Raw genomic sequence first — 21,156 nt, 5'->3', positions numbered from 1 at the left:
TCTCCCCGGACTGGTGGGTGCACCGACCTCATTGAAGAGCGGCGGTCAGGCGCAGCACGTTGTCGACGTACGCCGCGACCTTCGGCCGCGCGAGCCACTCCTCGAGCAGCAGCTCGCGCGAGATGGCCCGGTAGCCGTCCTCGACCTTCCGCAGCTGTGCCACCGGTTCGCCGTCGAAGAGCATCAGCGAGATCTCGTAGTTGAGGGCGAAGGAGCGCATGTCCATGTTGCTCGAGCCGAGCACGGCGACCTCGTCGTCGATGCTGAAGTGCTTGGAGTGCAGGACGGCTGGCTTGGGGTAGAGGTAGATGCGGACACCGGCCTCCAGCAGCGCCTCGTAGTAGGAGCGCTGGGCGTGGAAGACCATGAACTGGTCCTTGCCCTCGCTGACGAAGAGCTCGACCTCGACGCCACGGCGGGCGGCCGTCGTCACGGCGTACAGCAGCGACTCGTCGGGCACGAAGTAGGGGCTGGTGATCGAGATCCGCTTCTTGGCGGCGTACATGAGGTGGGTGAACGCGCGCAGGTTGTTCTCGGCGTCGACACCCGGTCCGCTGGGCACGATCTGACCGGTCACGTCGCCGGCGCGCGGCGCGGTGGCGGCCAGCTCGGAGCGCAGCAGCTCGCCGGTCTCGGTGTCCCAGTCGCTGGCGAACACGACGTTCAGCGCAGTCACCAGCGGACCCTCGATCCGGGCGTTCAGCTCGACCCATTCCCGGCCGGCCCGGTGGTTCTTGGGCTTGTTGTAGCCGGGCTCGATGAGGTTCTGCGACCCCATGAACGCGACCCGGCCGTCGACCACGAGGAGCTTGCGGTGGTTGCGCAGGTCGGGCCTGCGGATCTGGCCGCGGAGGGGATCGATCGGCAGCAGGGGGTGCCAGTCGATGTCGGAGGCGTCGAGTCGTTTGACGAGCTGGCGCCAGAGCGGGATGCCGCGTGAGCCCAGGTGGTCGAGGAGGAGCCGTACGCTCACCCCACGCGCCGCAGCCCGGTCGAGGGCGTCGAAGAACGGCTCGGTCATGTGGTCGCAGGCGGTGATGTAGAACTGCACGTGCACGTACGTCTCGGCCTCGTCCACCGCGGCCGTCATCGCCTCGATGGAGGCGGCGTAGTCGCCGATCAGATCGATCCGGTTCCCGGCCCTGGCAGGCAGTGAACCGAGCCGTTCGTTCAGCTCGATCGTGGCCACGTCGACCTCGGAGATCGTCTTCTCGTGCGGCGTCCGCGGTAGGCCGCGTACGTAGCTCAGCACCTCCTCGTTGAGCGCCCGCTGCCGCTCGTGACGCCGCCGGTCGAGCCGGGTCTGACCGAGCAGCAGGTAGCCGATCAGGCCGATTCCCGGGATGAAGAAGATGGCCAGCAGCCACGCCATCGCACTGCTCGGACGCCGGTTCTTCGGCACCACCCCGAGCGCGATGACCTTGACCAGCAGGTCGATGATGTAGATCGAGGTCCCCATGACCCCCGCCACTGTCATGCGCATCAGCATGCACCACCGCCACTCGTGTGGGAATCTTCTGACATGGTTCGACTCTTCCCCGCCGCCCGCCGTGCCATCGCCGCCGAGGAGGCCTCGCCGCCGGTCTGGGAGGTCGACGTGGCCGCCCAGCGTGACCAGGCCCGCAAGCTGGCAGCGGCCGAGGCGAAAGAGGAGGTCGCGGAGGTCACCGGCATCGACGCCGACGGGGTTCCGTGCCGGCTCTACACCCCCGAGGACGTACGCGAGGGGGTGATCGTCCACCTCCACGGCGGTGGGTTCGTCTTCAACGACGTCGAGGTCCACGACGCCGCGTGCCGGCGGCTGGCCAACCGGAGCGGGCTGCGGGTGCTGTCGGTCGACTATCGCCGGCCTCCGGAGGACCCCTATCCCGCGGCTCCCGATGATGTCGACACGGTCGTCAAGTGGCTGGGCAACGACCCGCTGCTGAGCACGCTGCCGGCGTACGTCCACGGCGACAGCGCCGGCGGCAACCTCGCTCTCGTCGCGGCTCTGCGCAACCCGGGTGTCTTCGACGCGATGGTGCTCGTCTACCCGTTCCTCGACCCGTCGATGAGCACCCCGGGCTATGCGATGGAGGACGGCTGGAACGAGGAGGCGGCGTGGTACTGGAAGCAGTACGCCTCGACCGAGGCCGATCTCCGCAATCCCGACCTCGGCCCGTACCTCGCCTCTGATCAGGAGCTTCGTGGCCTGCCGCCGACGCTGATCGTCAGTGCCGAGGGCGACATCCTCACCGACGAGAACGAGGACTTCGCGCTCCGGTTGGCCGACCTCGGCGTCGAGGTGGTCGCGTTCCGCGCGGTCGGCCAGATCCACGGCTTCTGGCGCCATGGCCAGACCTTCCCCGCCGCGGAATCGGTGATGGCGATGACCGCTGGCTTCTTGATCCAGCACAGCGTGAACCGGCACAGTTCGCGGGGACGTCAGTGACGGAGCCCTACGACGTCACCGAGGTCCGGGCCGCCTACGACACCGTCTCCAAGGCGTACGCCGAGATCGTCGACCCGACGATGACCGAGACCTCGTTCGACGCCGGTGTCCTCGACACGTTCATCAGCTACGTACGCAAGGACGGTGGCGGGCTGGTCGGCGACATCGGCTGCGGGCCCGGGCGGGTGACGGCCTATCTGGCCGAGCGGGGGATCGACGTCTTCGGGGTCGACCTGTCGACGGGCATGATCGCGCAGGCCAAGGAGCGGCATCCGGCGCTCCGGTTCGAGGTCGGCGACATGGCCCGTCTCCCGCTCCGGGACGGTGAGCTCGCCGGGGTGCTGGCGTGGTACTCGCTCATCCACACCCCGCCCGCGCGCCGGCCCGAGGTCATCGCCGAGCTCGCCCGGGTCACCCGCCGGGGCGGCCGGTTCGTGACCGCGTTCCAGGTCGGGGACGAGCACGTACGCCACATCGGCGCCTACGGCCACGACGTCACCTTCGACGGCTACCGGCTCCCGGTCGAGGCGACCAGCGCCCTGCTCGAGGAGGCTGGTTTCGAGGTCACCGGGACGGTGGTGCGCTCCGCCGAGGACTGGGAGCGGACGCCGCAGGCGTATCTCGTCGCGCGCCGTCGCTGACGACCGATAGGTTGCGCGCATGACGCAGCAGCCCTACCACGTCCCTCGCTTCTTCCTCCGCCAGAAGGTGACGCCCTTCGCCAACAAGTACGTCGCTCAGGCCGCCAACGCAGACGGCTCGGAGGGGCAGGTGCTCGCCTTCGCGCAGCAGAAGCGGCTGGCGTTCAAGGAGCAGGTGACGTTCTACGCCGACGAGTCGAAGTCGCAGGCCGTCTTCGCGTTCAAGGCGCGGGCGGTGATGGACCTCAACGCCGGCTACGACGTCACCGACCCGAGCGGTGCGGCGCTGGGCTTCTTCCGCAAGGACTTCGGTAAGAGCCTGCTGCGCTCCACCTTCCAGGTGGAGGGTCCGGGCTACTCCGGCACCGGTCAGGAGCGCAACCAGGTCATCGCCATCCTGCGCCGCTTCACCGAGCTCGACTTCCTGCCGATCCACTTCGACTACGTGTCCTCCGAGGGCCAGCCGCTGATCTCGATCGAGCGCCGCTTCGCCTTCCGTGACAAGTACACGGTCACCGTCCACGACCCGCGCGTCGACTTCCGGGTCGCCGCTGCCCTCGCGGTCGCGATGGACGCGCTGATGCAGCGCTGAGCCGTTCGGCTCAGGGTCCGTCCGCCGCCGCCAGGTGCGGACGGACCAGGTCCAGCAGCAGCTGGTGGGTGGCAGCGTCGGCCGCGGCGATCATCCCGCGGCCGGTGTGGATCGGGTCGCCGTTGAGGTCGGTCACGACGCATCCGGCGGCCTGGCACAGCGCGATGCCGGCAGTGAAGTGGACGCTCCCCTCGAGGTAGCCGTCGGTGACGTACGCCGCTCGCCGTCCGGCCGCCACCCAGGCGACCGCGAGGGTGGAGGACATCACCCGCGGGCCGAACTGGGCTCGCAGGCGCGGGTCGGCGACGAGCTGTCCGCCGACGAACGGCCGGTCGAGCGGGCCGTCGCACTGGATGTCGACGAGCCGGGTGCGCGGGGTCGGCGTGAGGACCGTGTCGCCGCCGCCCTGGCGCAGCCGGGCGGAGGTGCCGTCGGTCCAGAAGATCTCCTCGCTGATCGGGTCGGCCGCTACAGCCGCCTGGATGCCGTCGGGCGTCACGAGCGCGACGTTCACCGCGGCGAGCGGAGTCTGGGCGGCGTAGTTGAGCGTCCCGCAGAGCGGGTCGACCAACCATCGCCGCTCGCTGTCCCCGCTGCGCCCGGTCTCCTCGCCCTCGAAGGCGTCCTCCGGCCGGTACGTCGCGATCGTCTCCCGGACCGCCTTCTCCGAGGCGATGTCCGCCTCGGTCGCGAAGTCGGTTGCCGACTTGTCGAAGTGGCTCAGATCCGTGCCGTACATCTGCTTGACGACGGCCGCCCCGGCGGTGGCCGCGGCGATCGCGACGGCCTCGTCCGGGAACGCCGCCCGGAAGGCGTCGATCGCCGGATCCGGTTGCTGCTCCGGCTCGTCGCCGATGAAGACCGCCACGACCTCTGCCTCGGGATCCTCGTCCAGGCTGGGCAGGATCTTGTCGCGCCAGCTCCACAGGTTGGGATGGTCATAGTCGACGTACGCCTCGGCGGGCGAGATCAGCTCGATCGCCCGCTCGAGGTCTTCTCGGGACAGTCTGTATGCCGCGGTGCCGCTCGTGTGTCCGACGACTGTTGCGATCACCACGGCCGGGAGGCGGTGGCCGTAGGCGTTGACCAGGGGGAAATGCTCTGGCCCGTGGTCGGGTGCTGTCGATGGGCGGAGGCCTACGCCGTGGGCGTTCGGGGGCGTCCAGCCTTCGATCGCTGATTCGAACCTTGATCGTGCCGCGAGGATCTCGTCCATCGTCGTCCAGTGGTCCACGGTGGGGGAATCTATCGGGGGGCTTGTCTTTCGGGGACTGCTTTTCGGCTGTTCTTCTTGGTTGGGGTGGGCCGCCGACCCGTTCTTGGAGGGTCTTCTCGACGGTCCCCGGAGTCAAGGACGGCCTGCGGCCGCCGGCTTCGCCGGCCGCTTCGCGGTCCTTGACACCGGGGCCCGTCGAGAAAGATTTGGCTGGCTATCGGGGCGGCGGCCCGGGTGTGGCGCAGCGGAATCCTGCTTCGAAGGTGAGGTTGATGAGGCGTGAGGGTGGCCCTTCGGGCCACTTACCATCCACAGGAACGAGGTCGTTCGCTCACCGCGAAAACTGCGGCTGACCAGGGAAAATAGGTGGCAGTACGGGCGCTGGAAGCGTAGAATGAGACACATCACAGCACACTTCTGAAGGAGAGGGCAGCGATGAGTCTCGGCCGCGACATCGACCACTGGGGCACCAACCCCGGCGATGCGATCGACGCTGCCCTGGCCGCCATCGAGACCGCCTTCCAAGATCTCCTCACGACCGACCCGTCCTACTGGCGCACCGGGCAGAAGAAGGACCTGCTGGAACGGTTGGAGAAGCTCCAAGCCCAGCAGGCCGCATTGAAGCTGCGGGTGCTCGCCACGGCCGGTGACATCGCTGAGGAGACCGGTGCCAAGGACGCGTCCGGGTGGATGCGGACCGAGCTCCTGGTCGACAAGGGCGTGGCTCGCTCCCAGGTGAAACTCGCAGCAGCGGTGACCAAGTACGACCTCGTGGCCGCCGGCCTCGCTGAAGGTGTCGTATCTCAGGACAAAGCCCGAGTGATCACCCAAGCCCTCCACGCCATCGAGACCGATCCCGCCGCCAGCGCCGAGGACCTGATCCTGGCCGAGAAACTGCTGGTCGATTACGCGACCCGGTTGACGGCGAACGAGTTGAAGATCGTCGGACGCCGGATCCTCGCTGAGATCGACCCGGAACGATTCGAAGCCGCCGAAGCCAAGGCCTTGCAGCGCGAGGAGGAGCACGCCCAGCGGCGCACGTTCTTCTCCTCCCGCGACAACGGCGACGGCACCATCGACATCCACGCCCGGGTCTCGCGTGCGATCGGGATGCGGCTCCGCACATTGTTGGACTCGTTGGCCCAGCCCAGGAAGCTCTCGGCCGAGGACAAGGGCCGCAAAGCCCCCCTATGACCGGTTGCTGGGCCAGGCGTTCGCCCGGGTGGTCGAGACCTACGACGTCGACCAGCTCCCTCGGCACGGTGGCCACGGGACCACGGTGTTCATCACCATGAGCGTCGAGGACCTCCGCAACGACCTCGGCACCGCCGCCCTCGGGTTCGACGGGGACCAGATCGCCGCTGCCGAGGCCCGCCGGATGGCCTGCAACGCCGACCTCGTCCCGGTGGTGTTGGGCACCGACTCCGAGATCCTCGACCTCGGCCGCACCGCGAGGTTGGCGTATCCAGTCCAACACCGAGCGCTCCGGCTACGGGACAAGTGTTGCCAGGCCGAAGACTGCGACGCGCCCGCCGCGTGGACCGAAGCCCACCACCTGAAACCCTGGTCCGAGGGCGGGAAGACCGACATGGCGAACATGGTCTTGTTGTGTGCGAGTGACCATCGTCGGATCCACGACCCCGACTACGCCTATGAGCGGCTCCCGGATGGGCGGATCCGGTTCACCAGGCGCACCCGAACCAACTGATCCCCGGGCGGCGGCGGACTCCGGCGCGTCATCGGCGCCGGCTTGTGTCGCCGTGCCCGTGGTCATCCGATCCCATGATGGGCCGATCGCTGAGCTGAGTCCTCACACCGTCCTGTCGTGCCACTCCTGCCGGGTGGCCAACCTGCCGATACTCTGCATCCGGCGGCGCTGCATCGGGCGCGGCACTTCAGCCGCCACCTGATGACCAGCCCGTCCGCCCAGGTGACCCTCCCGAGGCAGCCCTGGCCAGGAGCCACCTGAGGCAGCAGCATCCGGCATGCCCCGGTCATCGCCTCCTCCTCTTGGCGGCATCTTGTGAAGCATTCACAAGATGGCGCCAACTGGCGTAGGCACCGAGCAGAACCTTCACCCACCATGACTCACCGGCCCGAGATCCCAAGCCCGTACGCAACCCATGGAATCCGCGCCAGACCCCGCCGCCGACCCGATAGCCAGCCAAATTCTCGACGGAGCCCGGTGTCAAGGATCGCCGCAGGCGACCGGCGAAGCCGGCGGCCGCAGGCCGTCCTTGACTCCGGGATTCGGCGAGAACACCATCCGTAACGGGTCGGCGGCCGCCGGCGCCAGAGGCACGCCAACCCACCAAATCCAAAGATGCCCCACAGGTAGGAGAGGATGGGCGCATGCGCGTCCACATCGGCTGTGACCATGCCGGTCTCGAACTGAAGTCCCACCTGATCAACCGTCTGACGGAGCTCGGCTATGAGCCTGTCGACCATGGCCCGTTCGTCTATGACGCACTCGACGACTACCCGGTCTTCTGCATCCGGGCGGCCGAGGGGGTGGCCCGGGACCGGGCGCAGGGGCTGGACAGCCTCGGGGTCGTGATCGGGGGGTCGGGCAACGGTGAGCAGATGGCGGCCAACAAGGTGACCGGCATCCGCTGCGCGCTCGCGTGGAGCGAGGAGACCGCCAAGCTCGCCCGTGACCACAACAATGCCCAGGTGGTCGCGGTGGGTGGCCGGATGCACAGCCTCGAGGACATGACGAAGTTCGTCGAGATCTTCCTGGCCGAGCCGTTCAGCGAGGACGAGCGGCACGTACGCCGCATCGACCAGCTCCACGCCTACGACGCCGACGGCGTACGTCCGCCGCTTCCCGACTCGGCCAAGGGCCTGGGGCCCGCCGAGGACCAGGACTGATCCGGGGATGCCCGAGGGGCACACCCTCCACCGTCTCGCGCTCGATCTGAGCGACGCCTTCGCCGGTCAGCAGGTCAGGGTCAGCAGCCCGCAGGGCCGGTTCGCCGACTCCGCCGCGCTGCTGGACCGCCAGGTCTTCACCGGGGCCGAGGCGTGGGGCAAGCAGCTCTTCCTCGAGTTCCCGGGGGAGCAGTACGTCCACATCCATCTCGGCCTCTACGGCAAGCTCGACCTGAAGCCGTACGCCACGGAGCCGCCGCTGCCCGTCGGCCAGGTCCGACTCCGGCTGACCGGCAGCGAGACGTACGCGGACCTGCGCGGCGCCAACACGTGCAACCTCGTCACCGCGGCCCAGCGTGACGCGGTGGTCGCGAAGCTCGGGCCGGACCCGCTGCGCGACGACGCCGACCCGGGTCGCGCGTGGCTGCGGATCAGCCGGAGCCGTACGACGATCGGCGCGCTGCTGATGGACCAGTCAGTCCTGGCCGGGGTGGGCAATGTCTATCGGGCCGAGGTGCTCTTCCGGCACCGGATCGACCCGATGCGCCCCGGCAACACCCTGCGCAGGCAGCAGTGGGACGCCATCTGGGACGACCTGGTCGAGCTGATGAAGCTCGGCGTCCAGCGGAACCGCATCGACACCGTCCGCGACGAGCACACCCCCGAGGCGATGGGCCGTCCCCCGCGTCAGGACGACCACGGTGGCGAGGTCTACGTCTACCGCCGGCACGGCCAGCCCTGCCTGGTGTGCGGCACGAGCGTACGGACCACCGAGCTGCAGCAGCGCAACCTGTTCTGGTGCCCGAAGTGCCAGCGCACGTACCGGCCCCGGACGAGCGTAAAGAAGTAGCCCGCACTACTCTCCGGCCTGCGAGAACGACCACGCAGCCCCCACCTCGAGACCTAGAGTGAGGCCATGTCGAGCCATGCCTTCGCAGACCGCCTGCGGAGCAACGCGATCCGCCGCAGGTTCCGTGACCCGGAGCTGCGAGCGGTGCTGTGGCTCGGGCTGCTGACCATCGTCCTGACGGTCCTCGCGGCGGCTCAGACGGGCTGGCTGCAGGTGGTCCCGGTGGCGGTCCTCACCGTGCCGCTGCTGCTCGGAGCGGTGCTGCTCGGACCCCGTACGCTCAGCTGGTTCGTGGTCTTCGTGATGGTGATGATCGTGGTCGCCGCCAGCCAGGTGACGCTCTCCGACCGGGACGCCGCCGCCATCGGCGTGCACTTCCTGCTCGGCGCGATCGTGCTGTTCGTCGCGATGCGCCGCACCTACCTCGGCGTCGGGGGCTTGAGCGACGAGATGATGCTGCTCGACCTGACCCACAAGCTCGACCAGGGTGCGATCCCGCCGATGCCTCACGGCTGGCTCGCCGACTCGGCAGTCCTGCCGGCGGGCGGCACCCGGTTCGCCGGCGACTTCGTGGTGGCCGCGCGGGAGGCCGACCGGCTGGAGATCGTCGTCGTCGACGTCTCCGGCAAGGGGGAGCGTGCGGGCACCAGAGCACTTCAGCTCTCTGGTGCGTTCGGCGGCCTCCTCGGCGCCGTATCGCCTGCCGAGTTCCTGCCCGCCGCCAACCGCTACCTGCTCCGTCAGGACTGGCAGGAGGGCTTCGCGACCGCGGTCTACCTCTCGATCGACCTCGACAACGGCGCGTACGAGATCCGTACGGCCGGCCACCCGCCCGCACTCCTGCGCCGCGCCGCCACCGGCCGCTGGGAGGAGGCCGAGAGCAACGGCCCGGTGCTGGGGCTCATCGACGACGTCGAGTTCGACGCCTGCGAGGGAGTGCTCGGGGTGGGCGACATGGTGATGCTCTACACCGACGGCGTCGTGGAGGCGCGGGGTGTCGACCTCGAGCGCGGCATCGGCAACCTGGTCGCCACCGCCGACCACCTCGCGGTCACCGGCAGAGGTGGGGGAGCGCGCCGCCTGCTCGAGGGACTGAGCGCCAGCTCCGACGATCGCGCGCTCGTCGCGGTCGGGCGAAGGTGACCAAACCAACGCTGCGAACCGACCGGTAGGGGAGCCGGTTACAGGTGTGAGCCAGATCTATGGCAGGATTTCGCAGGTCGCACGAGGGCGCTGGCTCTCGCGTGCGCGGATGTAGCTCAATGGTAGAGCCTCAGTCTTCCAAACTGATTACGCGGGTTCGATTCCCGTCATCCGCTCCAAGTGCCATTCCCGCTGATTGGGGAGGGGCCCTTGACGGGGCGTAGCGTAGTGGCTAGCGCGCCTGCTTTGGGAGCAGGAGACCGCAGGTTCGAGTCCTGTCGCCCCGACATTTCATTGCCCTGCACGCGACATCATTCTCAGAAACAAACGACAGGAGACACCCTGTGAAGAGCGCCGTCGAGACGTTGAGCCCGACCCGGGCCAAGCTGACCGTCGAGGTGCCCTTCGAGGAGCTCAAGCCGAGCCTCGACGCGGCGTACAAGCAGATCGCCAAGCAGATCAACGTTCCCGGCTTCCGCCGGGGCAAGGTCCCGCCCCAGGTGATCGACAAGCAGGTCGGCCGCGGCGCGGTGCTCTCCGAGGCGGTCAACAACGTCCTCCCGCAGATGTACTTCGACGCCCTCCAGGAGAACTCGCTCGAGCCGCTCGCGCAGCCCGAGATCGAGGTCACCAAGCTCGAGGACAACGAGACCCTGGAGTTCACCGCCGAGGTCGACGTCAAGCCCGAGATCACGCTGCCCGACTACGAGGGCATCGAGGCCAAGGTCGAGGACATCGAGCTCACCGACGCTGACGTCGAGGAGCAGATCCAGGCGATGCGCGAGCGCTTCGGCACTCTCAAGGACGTCGAGCGCGCCGCCGCCGACGGCGACTTCGTGGTCATCGACCTGAAGGCGACCAAGGACGGCGAGGACGTCGAGGGCGCCGAGGCCGTCGGGATGAGCTACCAGGTCGGCAAGGGCGGCATGCTCGACGGCCTGGACGAGGCCATCGTCGGTCTGTCCGCCGGCGAGTCCAAGGACTTCAAGAGCACCCTCGTGGGCGGTGAGCTGATCGGCCAGGAGGTCGACGTCAACGTCACCGTCAACCAGGTCCAGGAGCAGGAGCTCCCGGCGTACGACGACGACTTCGCCCAGCTCGCCAGCGAGTTCGACACCGTCAAGGAGCTCGAGGAGGACGTTCGCGGCCGCCTCGGCAACGGCAAGCGCCTCGAGCAGGCCGCCGCCGCCCGTGACGCCGTCCTCGAGGCCCTCCTGGAGCAGGTCGAGATCCCGCTGCCGGAGAGCATCGTCACCGACGAGCTCAACGCGCGCCGCGAGGGCATCGAGCAGCAGCTCGGCTTCGCCGGCCTCACCTTCGAGAAGTACCTCGAGGACGAGGAGCAGACGATCGAGGAGTTCGAGGCCGACCTCGAGCGCCGCGTTCGCGACGCCGTCGCCGCCCAGCTGATCCTCGACCAGATCGCCAAGGAGAAGGAGATCGGGGTCGAGCAGCAGGAGCTGACCGAGCACATGATGCGCCGCGCGCAGCAGTCCGGTCAGGACCCGCAGGAGTTCGTCAACCACATGCTCGAGCACAACCACGTGCCCGAGCTGGTCCAGGAGATCCTGCGCGGCAAGGCGCTCGCCCAGCTCGTCGAGGCCGCCAAGGTCACCGACGAGTCCGGCAACCACGTCGAGCTGAAGAACCTCCGCCCCGACGGCACCATCGGTGAGGACGAGCCCGAGGCTGAGGCCGAGGCCCCCGAGGAGACCGAGAAGGCTGACGCCTGATCACCCTCAGACGTACGTCACAGCGCCCCTGCCTCACGGCAGGGGCGCTGTCGTTTTCGGCTGAGTCGGCGCTACTGGGCGTCGAAGTTGTCCGTGGGGTCGCCTGAGACCTCCAGATGCTTGGCCGCGCAGTCGGTCTTCGACAGGCCCTGCTCGACACACCACTCCAGCGCGGGTGTGGAGGTGTCACTGGGGTGGGGCACCACGACGGCGTACATCCCCGGCTTCACGTACGAGCTCGGCCACTCGCCGGTGTCGAGGAGCAGGGCCTCGGGATGGGCGGTCTTGATCTTCTGGTAGCGGGTCAGTGCCTGGTGCCAGTCGGCGTCGCCGCCGTCCCCGGCACCGACCGCCGCCAGCTGCGGGATCCAGGTGCCGATGAGCTTGGTGGCTGCTTCGGTGTCGAGGCGGGAGATGCGGAGCAGCTGATGCTCCGGCGGGGCGTTCGGGTCCACGGAGGGCACGCTCGACGGCTCGCTGGTGGGGCTGGTCGAAGGCTCCGGCTCCGCCTCGGACTGCACGGGTCCGGCCCCGTCCTTGCCGAAGATGAACCCGAGCACTCCGGCGACGAGCACCAGCACCACGATCATCACCAGGATCGGCGCGGTACGGCCCTTCCGTTGCGCCGGGGGTGGCGAGGCGGCGTCGTCGAAGAAGTATCCCCGCGTGCTGCGACCCGTGGTCGCGTCGTCGCCGAGCTCGTCCACGAAGAGCGGACGATGCTGCTCCGGGGGAGCCAGGAGCGGGGTTCCGCAGCCGATGCAGTAGATGGCCCCGGGCAGCAGAGCATCGCCGCACGACTGGCAGTGTGATTCCTTCTCGTCGCCCTCATCGCTCACGCGCGGACACCCCCTTCCGCATCCGACGGTAACCCGCGGAGGCCGCTGTCGTCACGCAACACCAGTAACAACAGCATCACGGACACCAGAAGCGTGAGTGAACGCAAACGTTCTGAACAGGGTCGCGGCGGTGTGATCTGAGACACAGACGGGCCGCACTGTGGGCGCAGGTGATCCTGTCGGCCCAGCGTAGGCCCTACGCTGCCAGCGTGACCTCCAGCCCTGAGACCGTCCGCGCCGTGGTCCTCAACGTCGAGGACGCCCCGGTGGACCCCGACGCCGAGGAGCTGCTCGACCGCGGTCAGGGCAAGGTGGCCGGCCTCGTCGGTCTGGCGAAGCTCGCCTGGCGCATCACGGCCTTCGCTCGTCGCCCGTTCGCGGCCCCGTTCGCGCTCGCGACCCCGATCATCCGCGGTGTCGTCAACACCGACTCCGGACCCGCCGTCGCCGTCCGGCACCAGGGTCGCATGGTCAGCCCGAAGGAGTGGGCCGCCGCCCAGCGCCAGGTCGGGACGAGCCCTCGGATCCTGGTCCTGATCCCGCCGGCGGGCAAGGACGAGACCGTCTGGGACGAGGGTTCGCAGGCGACCGGGGCGACGTACGCCGACCGGCTCGCCGAGCTGCTCGGCTGGATGCCGCTGCACATGCACGTCTCGGCCGGCAGCAAGTCGGTGCCCGCCGCGGTGGCGCTCAGCAGCCGGATCCAGGAGTGCGTCGACGCCCTCGCGGCGGAGCCGCGCATCGTCCTGGTCGGCTACGCCGGTGGTGGTCTGATCGCCCGCAACGCGCTCGGCGTGGCGACCGCCGGGACGCGCCCGTGGACGACGTACGTCTCCGAGCTGATCGCGCTCGGCACGACGCCCTACGCGGTCACCTCGGCCCCGATCTCGGGTGGGGTCGGCAAGCAGCTCGACGAGCACCTCGCCGGGATCGCGGTCGTCGGGGCCGACGAGGCGATGCTGCCGCCGCGCCCGGATGTGGACTATCTGCTGGTCACCGACAAGGCGACCTCGCGCCCCAACCGGGTCGGGCGACTCTTCGGGGAGATGCTGTGGTGGCGGCACAAGACGCCGCTGAGGTCGCGCCGGGTGCGCGACCTGTTCCCGACGGCGGAGCGGTTCACGCTCTCGACCGCCGAGACGCCGCTGTCGAACCATCCGGCGGTTCACGACGCCCTGCTGCGCTGGCTGGCGTAGCCCTGGGGATCGCGGTGCCGCGCGGATTGCGACGCGATCGCCAATAGTTCTGCCGTCGGCGAACAATGGCACACCAGCCGTGGAACAACTGGATGTGGCGGCTAGTGTCGATCCTGTGAACATCGACTCCAGCGCGGCTGACGCTCATGCCGGTGCCCCAGGGCTCTCCCCGAGCCTGGGCGGCAACGGCGGCGGTCTGAGCCTTCTCGACGACAACATCTACAACCGACTGCTGCGGGAGCGCATCGTCTTCCTCGGCTCCGAGGTCCGCGACCAGAACGCCAACGCGATCTGCGCGCAGCTCCTGCTGCTCTCCGCGGAGGACCCCGAGGCCGACATCTTCCTTCACATCAACTCGCCCGGTGGTTCGGTGGATGCCGGTATGGCCATCTACGACACGATGCACTACATCCCCAACGACGTGGCGACCGTCGGCATGGGCCTGGCTGCCTCGATGGGCCAGTTCCTGCTCTGCGCCGGCGCGAAGGGCAAGCGCTACGCGCTGCCCCACGCGCGGATCATGATGCACCAGCCCTCCTCGGGCATGGGCGGCTCGGCCTCCGACATCAAGATCCAGGCCCAGCAGTCCCTGCACATCAAGAAGGTGCTGCTCGAGCTGATCAGCGAGCACACCGGCCAGAGCGTCGAGCAGGTCACCACGGACGCCGACCGCGACCGCTGGTTCACCGCTGCCGAGGCACTCGACTACGGCCTGGTCGACCAGGTCATCAGGAGCGCCAAGGAAGCATCCGACGAAGGCCGCCCCGCCCACAAGAAGGACTGAGGACATGAACTACTACATCCCGCAGTGGGAGGAGCGTACGTCGTACGGCGTCCGCCGGATCGACCCCTACGCCAAGCTCTTCGAGGACCGGATCATCTACCTGGGCACCCCGATCAGCGACGATGTCGCCAACGCGGTCATCGCCCAGCTGCTCTGCCTGCAGTCGATGAACCCGGACCAGGACATCTCGATCTACATCAACAGCCCCGGTGGCTCCTTCACGGCCTGCACCGCGATCTACGACACGATGCAGTTCATCAAGCCGGACGTGCAGACCGTCTGCATCGGTCAGGCCGCCTCGGCCGCCGCGATCCTGCTCGGCGCTGGTGCGCACGGCAAGCGGATGGCGCTGCCCAACAGCCGCATCCTGATCCACCAGCCCTACACCGAGGGCACCTTCGGCCAGACCTCCGACATCGAGATCCAGGCCAACGAGATCCTGCGGATGCGTGAGCTGCTCGAGAAGATGATCGCCGACCACAGCGGCAAGTCGATGGACGAGGTCAGCCACGACATCGAGCGAGACAAGATCCTCACCGCCGCTCAGGCGGTCGAGTACGGCCTGATCGACTCGGTGCTCGAGTCGCTCAAGACGCCGGCTCTCGTTTGACCATCGGGCCCCGCGCCGCTCCCACACTGAAGGCGCGGCGCGGGGTACCGTCAGTAACTATTCGGACCTAGCAGCACAAGTCGGGGAAGGAAGGCCACTCGTGGCACGCATCGGCGACGGAGGTGACCTGCTGAAGTGCTCCTTCTGCGGGAAGAGCCAGAAGCAGGTCAAGAAGCTCATCGCGGGTCCCGGCGTCTACATCTGCGACGAGTGCATCGACCTCTGCAACGAGATCATCGAGGAGGAGCTCAACGAGGGCTCCGAGGTGGAGATCGCCGACCTCCCCAAGCCGAAGGAGATCTTCGACTTCCTCAACTCCTACGTCATCGGCCAGGAGCAGGCGAAGAAGTCGCTCGCCGTGGCGGTCTACAACCACTACAAGCGCGTCCAGGCCGGCCTGCAGCCCGGTGGCCCGCAGGGCCCCGGCAAGCACGCCAAGGAGGAGCAGGTCGAGGTCGCCAAGTCCAACATCTTGGTGATCGGCCCGACCGGCTGCGGCAAGACCTACCTGGCGCAGACGCTGGCCCGGATGCTCAACGTCCCGTTCGCGATCGCGGACGCCACCGCGCTGACCGAGGCCGGCTACGTCGGTGAGGACGTCGAGAACATCCTCCTCAAGCTGATCCAGGCCGCCGACTACGACGTCAAGAAGGCCGAGACCGGCATCATCTACATCGACGAGATCGACAAGGTGGCCCGCAAGGCGGAGAACCCCTCGATCACGCGCGACGTCTCCGGTGAGGGTGTGCAGCAGGCGCTGCTGAAGATCATCGAGGGCACCACCGCCTCGGTGCCGCCGCAGGGTGGCCGCAAGCACCCGCACCAGGAGTTCATCCAGATCGACACCACCAACATCCTCTTCGTGGTGGGTGGCGCGTTCGCCGGTCTGGAGCACATCATCGAGCAGCGGGTCGGCAAGAAGACCCTCGGCTTCACCGCCGAGGTGCGCGGCAAGGCCGAGAAGGAGTCCGAGGACCTGCTGAAGCTGGTGCGTCCCGAGGACCTCACCAAGTTCGGGCTGATCCCGGAGTTCATCGGCCGGCTGCCGCTGATCGCGAGCGTCGAGAAGCTCGACCAGGCCGCGCTCGTCCAGATCCTGACCGAGCCGCGCAACGCGCTGGTGAAGCAGTACCAGAAGCTCTTCGACCTCGACGGCGTCGACCTCGAGTTCACCGAGGACGCGGTCACGGCCATCGCCGACAAGGCCCTCGAGCGTGGCACCGGTGCCCGTGGTCTGCGGGCGATCATCGAGGAGGTTCTCCTCTACGTGATGTACGACGTCCCCTCCCGTGGCGACGTCGGCAAGGTGATCGTGACCCGCGAGGTGGTCGACGACGGCGAGATGCCGACGCTCGTTCCTCGCGAGAAGGAAACCAAGAAGAAGTCCGCGTAGCCCGTTTGGGTCATTTTCTCCGCCCGGGTCGGTATTGGCCCGGGCGGTCGGACACAATACGCACTGATGATCATCTGTACCTTTCCAGCTCCGTCACTCGGTAGGGAAGTGGGCACGTGAGGTTCCAGAGGGGCCCGGTGATGGCCTACGCCGCCGTAGTGCTCATCGGCCTGCTCGTGGTCATCCAGACCCTCAGCCCGGACATCTCCGCGTTGCACCGGGTGCCGCGTACGCTCTCTGGCCAGGCCGACTTCACCGTGATCCCGCCGGCGCCGTCTCCCGGTGTCTCCGGGGTGTCGACGATCCCCAGCAACACGCCCGATACGGACCGGAAGAGCGACCCGGAGGACTCCGCGCCGCCGAAGAGCCGCGAGGAAGAGAAGCCGGACAGGGCGCCGTCCGCGCCCGCTGAGCAGCCCGACGCACCGCCCTCCGAGGAGCCGACGACGCCCGCCGACCCCGGTGAGGGCAACGGCAACGGCAAGCCGCCCACGCTGGTCCCGTCCGTGGGACCGATCCCGGGGATCATGGCCCCGCTGCTGTGGCCGTTCGTGTCCGAGGAGGACGCCCGCCCCGTCGACGAGGCCGTGCCGATGTTCCTGCGGCAGCTGATCGCTGCCGACGCCGGCGTCCCGGTCGAGGATCTTCCGCTGGAGGAGCCCAAGAAAGACCGGGAGACCGATGAGGCGACCGCGGAGTCGAAGGAGCCCGACGCGGAGTCGACCAAGCAGGAGTCCGAGGCCGAACGGGTCCTCGAGGACGCCTGCGAGCTCACCGCCGCGATCGCCGAGGACGTCAAGACGCTGCCAGGAGCGAACGACGCTCCCGAACCCGAGGGCACGCCGGAGTGCGATGAGGCGTGCGCTGAGCCGAAGACACCGGTAGGGTCGTCGCCCGCAGCCGAACCCGAGGCCACCACCGAATCCGCTGAGCCGTCCGACACCGAGCCGTCCGAGGCTGAGACGACGGACGCACCGGAGCCGGAGGAGCCGAAGGAAGGCAGCAAGGACGACCAGACTTGTGCCGAGAAGTCGGTGCAGTAGGGATCACTCCGATGGCGACCGCACCACGCCAGAGTGACCGGCCGAGCGAGTCCCCCCGGGCGCTTGGCTGGAGTGAGGGACGAAGCAGGCCCCGGAACCGCATCGCGGTCCGGGGCCTGCTCCGTCGTTGGGCTCCGTCGGTCTGAGGCTCAGTCCTCGGGGACCTCTGCCAGCTCAGCGGTGACGGAGATCTCGGTCGCGTTCTCGTCGACGGTGAAGAAGAGGTCGCCGACGATGTTGCCGACCCGCTTGAGGTCCGGCGCGGCGGCCTCGGCGTCCTTGACCAGCTTGGCCGGGCCGGTGACCTCGGCCTTCGCCAGCGGGTGACGCATCTTCACCTTCGCGGTCGACTTCGCTCCGCGGATCCCGGTCAGCGTCGCCGCGACGGCGTCGAGCGCCGCCGGGTCGGCGGCGGCAGCGGTGCCGAGCTCGAGCTCACGCGGCCACGAGGAGGTGTGGATGGAACCGGTCTGCCACCACGACCAGACCTCCTCGGTGACGTACGGCAGGAACGGCGCCAGCAGGCGCAGCTGGACGTGGAGAGCCGTGGCGAGAGTCGCGCGGGCGGACTCGGTGGCGAGACCGCCGTCCTCGTCGTAGGCACGCTCCTTGACCAGCTCGAGGTAGTCGTCGCAGAACTCCCAGAAGAACTTCTCCGAGGTCTCCAGCGCCGTGGAGTAGTCGTAGGCCGTGAACGCGTCGGTCGCCTTGGTGATCGTCTCCTTGAGACGGGCCATCAGCGCGCAGTCGACCGGCTGGGTGATCGCGACCGGGTTCAGCGTGGTCGCGCCGACGTTGCCGAGGACGAACTTGGAGGCGTTGAGGATCTTCATCGCCAGACGGCGACCGACCTTCATCTGAGTCTCGTCGAACGGCGAGTCCATGCCCGGGCGGGTCAGTGCGGCCCGCCAGCGAACCGCGTCGGCGCCGAACTTCTCGAGGATCTCGGTCGGTACGACGACGTTGCCCTTCGACTTCGACATCTTCTTGCGGTCGGGGTCGAGGATCCAGCCGGCGATCATCGCGTGGCTCCACGGGACGGTGCCGTCCTCGAGTTGGGCGCGGACGATGCGGCCGAAGAGCCAGGTGCGGATGATCTCGTGGCTCTGGGTGCACAGGTCCATCGGGTAGACCCGGCTGAACAGGTCGGGGTCGGCCTCCCAGCCGCCGGCGATCTGCGGGGTCAGCGACGAGGTGGCCCAGGTGTCCATGACGTCCGGGTCGCCCTGGAAGCCGCCGGGCTTGCCGCGCTGCGCCTCCTCGTAGCCGGCCGGGACGTCCGTGGACGGGTCGATCGGGAGCTGGTCCTCGCTGGGCAGCAGCGGCTTGTCGTAGTCGGGGTTGCCCTCGGCGTCGAGTGCGTACCAGACCGGGAACGGGATGCCGAAGAAGCGCTGGCGGGAGATCAGCCAGTCACCGTTGAGGCCGCCGACCCAGTTGTCGTAGCGGTGGCGCATGTGCTCGGGCAGCCAGGTCAGGTCACCGCCGCGGGACAGCAGCCGCTCACGCAGCTCGGGGTTGCGGCCACCGTTGGTGATGTACCACTGCCGGCTGGCGACGATCTCGAGCGGCTTGTCGCCACGCTCGTAGAAGTTGGCCATCCGCTGGGTCTTCTTCGGCTCTCCGTCGAGGTCACCGGACTCGCGGATCATCGCGACGACGGCCTCGCGGGCCGAGTGGACGGTCTTGCCCTTCAGGTCCTCGTACGCCGAGACCCCGGCCTCGGTGGTGATCCACTCCGGGGTCTCGCGGGCGAAGCGGCCGTCGCGGCCGATCAGGGCGCGGGCGGGCAGGTTGAGCTCACGCCACCACTGGACGTCGGTGAGGTCACCCCAGGTGCAGCACATCGCGATGCCGGCGCCCTTGTCCATCTCCGCGGCCTCGTGAGGCAGGACGGGGATCTCGACGCCGAAGATCGGGCTGGTGACGGTGCTGCCGAACAGGTCCTTGTAGCGGTCGTCGTCGGGGTGCGCGATCAGCGCGACGACGCTCGGGATCAGCTCGGGGCGGGTGGTCTCGATGTGGACCGGGGTGCCGTCAGCGCGGTGGAAGGCGACGCGGTGGAAGAAGCCGGGGTAGTCCTTCGCCTCCAGCTCGGCCTGGGCGACCGCGGTCTGGAAGGTGACGTCCCACAGGGTCGGCGCCTCCTGCAGGTAGGCCTCACCGCGGGCCAGGTTGCGCAGGAACGCCTTCTGCGAGGCGGTCTGGGAGACCTTGCCGATGGTCGTGTACTGCTGGTCCCAGTCGAAGGAGAGACCCAGGGTGCGCCACAGGTCCTCGAAGACCTTCTCGTCCTCGACGACCAGCTGGTTGCACAGCTCGACGAAGTTGGGCCGGCTGATCGAGATCTGGCGCTTCGGGTCCGGCTTCTCCGGCGGGGTGAAGTCGGGGTCGTAGGGGAGGCTCGGGTCGCAGCGGACGCCGAAGTAGTTCTGGACCCGGCGCTCGGTCGGCAGACCGTTGTCGTCCCAGCCGATCGGGTAGAAGACCGACTTGCCGTTCATCCGCTGGAAGCGGGCGATCAGGTCGGGGTGGGTGTAGGAGAAGACGTGGCCGACGTGCAGGCTGCCGGAGACGGTCGGCGGCGGGGTGTCGATCGAGTAGACGTTCTCCCGCGGCTGGGTGCGGTCGAAGGCGTACGTCTTCTCGTTCTTCCACTGCTCGGCCCACTTGGCCTCCAGACCCTCGAGGACCGGCTTGTCCGGTACGGCGACTACGCGCTGCTCAGCGGGCGTAGTCGTCTCCGGTGCGGTCTGCGTGGGCGTGGTCTCAGTCATGGGACCAAATCCTATGGGCGCGCGGGGGCTGGCGCGAAACCGGTTGAGACCGGCGTTGCACACTCGCCATGCTTCGGTCATGGGCACCATCGACTTCTTCACCGACGCAGCCGAGTTCCTCGCCGTCGCCAAGGACTATCTCGCGGCTGAGCCGGTGACCGCCAACGTGGTCGCCACCAACGCGGAGAAGGCCACCCGGGTGGAGCAGGAGGGGCCGTACCGCTGGTTCGCCGTCGCTCGCGAGGGGGACCGGGTCGTCGGCGCGGCGATGCGGACGGCCAACTTCGAGCCGTACCCGCTCTACGTCTGCCCGATGCCCGAGCCGGCAGCGCTCGAGCTCGCGCGTGCCCTGCACGCGAGGGGCGAGTACGCCGGTGGGGCCAACGGCGCGCTCCCGGCGGCCCGCACGGTCGCCGAGGAGACCGCCCGGCTCGCGGGCGGGCGGGTCAGCGTCGCGATGGCGTCGCGCCTGCACGAGCTCGGCACGCTGGTGATGCCGTCCGGAGTGTCCGGGCACGCCCGCCCGGCGACGTACGACGACCTCGAGCTGTGCCGGGACTGGCTGGCCGACTTCGGGCACGCGGCCAGGGAGCAGTCCACGAACAAGGCGTACGCCCACGAGCACGCAGCGGTCGGCGAGGACGAGGTGCGGCGCCGGATCGAGGAGTTCCTGCTGCTGTGGGAGGTCGATGGTGAGGTCGTCTCCCTGGTCGGCGCGACCCCGCCGGCGCACGGCGTGGTCCGGATCGCGCCGGTCTACACGCCGAAGGAGCAGCGGGGCCACGGCTACGGCACCGCGGTGACCGCCGAGGCCTCACGCCTCCTCGGCGCCGACGGCAGCCGGCTGTGCCTGTTCACCGACGCCGACAACCCCGTCTCCAACCACGTCTACGCCAAGATCGGCTACCGCCCCGTCGTCGACATGGCCAACCACACGATCGTCGACTGACCCGCCGAGTCGGCTCGAACTGACGAGATTCCGCGCCGAGTCGGCTCGTTCGAACGAGCCGACTCGGCGCGGGTTGCGGTCAGGATGA

19 protein-coding genes and 2 tRNA genes are annotated in these 21,156 nt (G+C 68.6%); 17 read left to right on the top strand and 4 right to left on the bottom strand.

Going from position 1 to position 21,156, the window contains the following annotated elements:
* Positions 1–28 precede the first annotated feature (28 nt).
* Complete coding sequence (gene cls, locus ACW14X_RS06500; RefSeq protein ID WP_457165073.1) at positions 29–1,483, bottom strand: cardiolipin synthase; 1,455 nt, start codon at positions 1,481–1,483, stop codon at positions 29–31.
* Between the two features lie 39 nt (positions 1,484–1,522).
* Here cls and ACW14X_RS06495 point away from each other — a divergent pair, with 39 nt between their 5' ends.
* Genes ACW14X_RS06495 through ACW14X_RS06485 form a run of 3 tightly spaced genes read left to right on the top strand, consistent with a single transcriptional unit; the run spans position 1,523 to position 3,664 of the window.
* The gene (locus ACW14X_RS06495) at positions 1,523–2,431 is read left to right on the top strand and encodes an alpha/beta hydrolase (RefSeq protein ID WP_457165072.1); all 909 of its coding nucleotides are present in this window, start codon (positions 1,523–1,525) and stop codon (positions 2,429–2,431) included.
* Complete coding sequence (locus ACW14X_RS06490; RefSeq protein ID WP_350716262.1) at positions 2,428–3,072, top strand: class I SAM-dependent DNA methyltransferase; 645 nt, start codon at positions 2,428–2,430, stop codon at positions 3,070–3,072. The genes ACW14X_RS06495 and ACW14X_RS06490 overlap by 4 nt, the downstream gene beginning before the upstream one ends.
* Positions 3,073–3,091: 19 nt before the next feature.
* Positions 3,092–3,664, top strand: a complete 573-nt coding sequence (locus ACW14X_RS06485; RefSeq protein ID WP_160024677.1) for an LURP-one-related/scramblase family protein — start codon at positions 3,092–3,094, stop codon at positions 3,662–3,664.
* Positions 3,665–3,674: 10 nt separating this feature from the next.
* Here ACW14X_RS06485 and ACW14X_RS06480 read toward each other — a convergent pair whose 3' ends face one another.
* The gene (locus ACW14X_RS06480) at positions 3,675–4,721 is read right to left on the bottom strand and encodes an inositol monophosphatase family protein (RefSeq protein WP_457165071.1); all 1,047 of its coding nucleotides are present in this window, start codon (positions 4,719–4,721) and stop codon (positions 3,675–3,677) included.
* A 594-nt stretch (positions 4,722–5,315) separates the two neighbouring features.
* Between ACW14X_RS06480 and ACW14X_RS06475 the strand changes: the two genes are divergently transcribed.
* The 8 genes from ACW14X_RS06475 to tig all read left to right on the top strand — a co-directional run bounded on the left by ACW14X_RS06475 (position 5,316) and on the right by tig (position 11,477).
* Entirely contained in the window at positions 5,316–6,074 is a 759-nt protein-coding gene (locus ACW14X_RS06475) for a DUF222 domain-containing protein (RefSeq protein WP_457165070.1), read from the top strand.
* Between the two features lie 28 nt (positions 6,075–6,102).
* Positions 6,103–6,588 carry a DUF222 domain-containing protein gene (locus tag ACW14X_RS06470; protein ID WP_457165069.1) on the top strand — a complete coding sequence of 162 codons (486 nt, stop codon included), beginning with the start codon at positions 6,103–6,105 and terminating at the stop codon, positions 6,586–6,588.
* A 644-nt stretch (positions 6,589–7,232) separates the two neighbouring features.
* Positions 7,233–7,751 (top strand): ribose-5-phosphate isomerase, encoded by a 519-nt coding sequence (locus ACW14X_RS06465; protein WP_141792457.1) that lies wholly within the window; start codon positions 7,233–7,235, stop codon positions 7,749–7,751.
* Positions 7,752–7,758: 7 nt separating this feature from the next.
* A complete protein-coding gene (locus ACW14X_RS06460) occupies positions 7,759–8,601 on the top strand; it encodes an Fpg/Nei family DNA glycosylase (RefSeq protein WP_457165068.1) in 843 nt (280 codons plus the stop codon).
* A gap of 66 nt (positions 8,602–8,667) precedes the next feature.
* Positions 8,668–9,744 (top strand): PP2C family protein-serine/threonine phosphatase, encoded by a 1,077-nt coding sequence (locus ACW14X_RS06455; RefSeq protein ID WP_160024673.1) that lies wholly within the window; start codon positions 8,668–8,670, stop codon positions 9,742–9,744.
* 105 nt (positions 9,745–9,849) lie between these two features.
* A tRNA-Gly gene (locus ACW14X_RS06450) sits at positions 9,850–9,923 on the top strand.
* A 35-nt stretch (positions 9,924–9,958) separates the two neighbouring features.
* A tRNA-Pro gene (locus tag ACW14X_RS06445) sits at positions 9,959–10,031 on the top strand.
* Between the two features lie 57 nt (positions 10,032–10,088).
* Entirely contained in the window at positions 10,089–11,477 is a 1,389-nt protein-coding gene (gene tig, locus ACW14X_RS06440) for a trigger factor (RefSeq protein WP_160024672.1), read from the top strand.
* Positions 11,478–11,548: 71 nt separating this feature from the next.
* Here the strand turns inward: tig and ACW14X_RS06435 are convergent, their stop codons facing one another.
* Positions 11,549–12,316 carry a hypothetical protein gene (locus ACW14X_RS06435; protein ID WP_160024671.1) on the bottom strand — a complete coding sequence of 256 codons (768 nt, stop codon included), beginning with the start codon at positions 12,314–12,316 and terminating at the stop codon, positions 11,549–11,551.
* Positions 12,317–12,525: 209 nt separating this feature from the next.
* On the opposite strand from ACW14X_RS06435, the gene ACW14X_RS06430 reads away from it, so the two are divergent.
* The 5 genes from ACW14X_RS06430 (at position 12,526) to ACW14X_RS06410 (ending at position 17,342) form a co-directional block, all read left to right on the top strand.
* Positions 12,526–13,512 (top strand): hypothetical protein, encoded by a 987-nt coding sequence (locus ACW14X_RS06430; protein ID WP_160024670.1) that lies wholly within the window; start codon positions 12,526–12,528, stop codon positions 13,510–13,512.
* A gap of 121 nt (positions 13,513–13,633) precedes the next feature.
* Positions 13,634–14,296 carry an ATP-dependent Clp protease proteolytic subunit gene (locus tag ACW14X_RS06425; RefSeq protein ID WP_396982905.1) on the top strand — a complete coding sequence of 221 codons (663 nt, stop codon included), beginning with the start codon at positions 13,634–13,636 and terminating at the stop codon, positions 14,294–14,296.
* A 4-nt stretch (positions 14,297–14,300) separates the two neighbouring features.
* Positions 14,301–14,906, top strand: a complete 606-nt coding sequence (locus tag ACW14X_RS06420) for an ATP-dependent Clp protease proteolytic subunit (RefSeq protein WP_091049270.1) — start codon at positions 14,301–14,303, stop codon at positions 14,904–14,906.
* 100 nt (positions 14,907–15,006) lie between these two features.
* Positions 15,007–16,299, top strand: coding sequence for an ATP-dependent Clp protease ATP-binding subunit ClpX (gene clpX / locus ACW14X_RS06415; RefSeq protein WP_160024669.1), 1,293 nt, complete (start codon positions 15,007–15,009; stop codon positions 16,297–16,299).
* Between the two features lie 116 nt (positions 16,300–16,415).
* Positions 16,416–17,342, top strand: a complete 927-nt coding sequence (locus ACW14X_RS06410; RefSeq protein WP_457165067.1) for a hypothetical protein — start codon at positions 16,416–16,418, stop codon at positions 17,340–17,342.
* Between the two features lie 149 nt (positions 17,343–17,491).
* On the opposite strand, the gene valS is transcribed toward ACW14X_RS06410, so the two are convergent.
* Positions 17,492–20,119 (bottom strand): valine--tRNA ligase, encoded by a 2,628-nt coding sequence (valS, locus tag ACW14X_RS06405; protein WP_457165066.1) that lies wholly within the window; start codon positions 20,117–20,119, stop codon positions 17,492–17,494.
* A gap of 79 nt (positions 20,120–20,198) precedes the next feature.
* On the opposite strand from valS, the gene ACW14X_RS06400 reads away from it, so the two are divergent.
* Positions 20,199–21,068, top strand: a complete 870-nt coding sequence (locus tag ACW14X_RS06400) for a GNAT family N-acetyltransferase (RefSeq protein WP_457165065.1) — start codon at positions 20,199–20,201, stop codon at positions 21,066–21,068.
* Positions 21,069–21,156 lie beyond the last annotated feature (88 nt).

The sequence above is a fragment of the Nocardioides sp. YJ-D4 genome (assembly GCF_054031495.1).
Note: the sequence above shows the minus strand (reverse complement) of the source record. Positions and strands in the feature narration are given on the sequence as shown.

Excerpts from the sequence above, each read along its gene's own strand:
- valS (WP_457165066.1), bottom strand. The coding sequence starts at position 20,119 with ATGACTGAGACCACGCCCACGCAGACCGCACCGGAGACGACTACGCCC.
- ACW14X_RS06495 (WP_457165072.1), top strand. The coding sequence starts at position 1,523 with ATGGTTCGACTCTTCCCCGCCGCCCGCCGTGCCATCGCCGCCGAGGAG.
- ACW14X_RS06475 (WP_457165070.1), top strand. The coding sequence starts at position 5,316 with ATGAGTCTCGGCCGCGACATCGACCACTGGGGCACCAACCCCGGCGAT.
- ACW14X_RS06420 (WP_091049270.1), top strand. The coding sequence starts at position 14,301 with ATGAACTACTACATCCCGCAGTGGGAGGAGCGTACGTCGTACGGCGTC.
- ACW14X_RS06465 (WP_141792457.1), top strand. The coding sequence starts at position 7,233 with ATGCGCGTCCACATCGGCTGTGACCATGCCGGTCTCGAACTGAAGTCC.
- ACW14X_RS06455 (WP_160024673.1), top strand. The coding sequence starts at position 8,668 with ATGTCGAGCCATGCCTTCGCAGACCGCCTGCGGAGCAACGCGATCCGC.
- ACW14X_RS06485 (WP_160024677.1), top strand. The coding sequence starts at position 3,092 with ATGACGCAGCAGCCCTACCACGTCCCTCGCTTCTTCCTCCGCCAGAAG.
- cls (WP_457165073.1), bottom strand. The coding sequence starts at position 1,483 with ATGCGCATGACAGTGGCGGGGGTCATGGGGACCTCGATCTACATCATC.
- ACW14X_RS06400 (WP_457165065.1), top strand. The coding sequence starts at position 20,199 with ATGGGCACCATCGACTTCTTCACCGACGCAGCCGAGTTCCTCGCCGTC.
- ACW14X_RS06460 (WP_457165068.1), top strand. The coding sequence starts at position 7,759 with ATGCCCGAGGGGCACACCCTCCACCGTCTCGCGCTCGATCTGAGCGAC.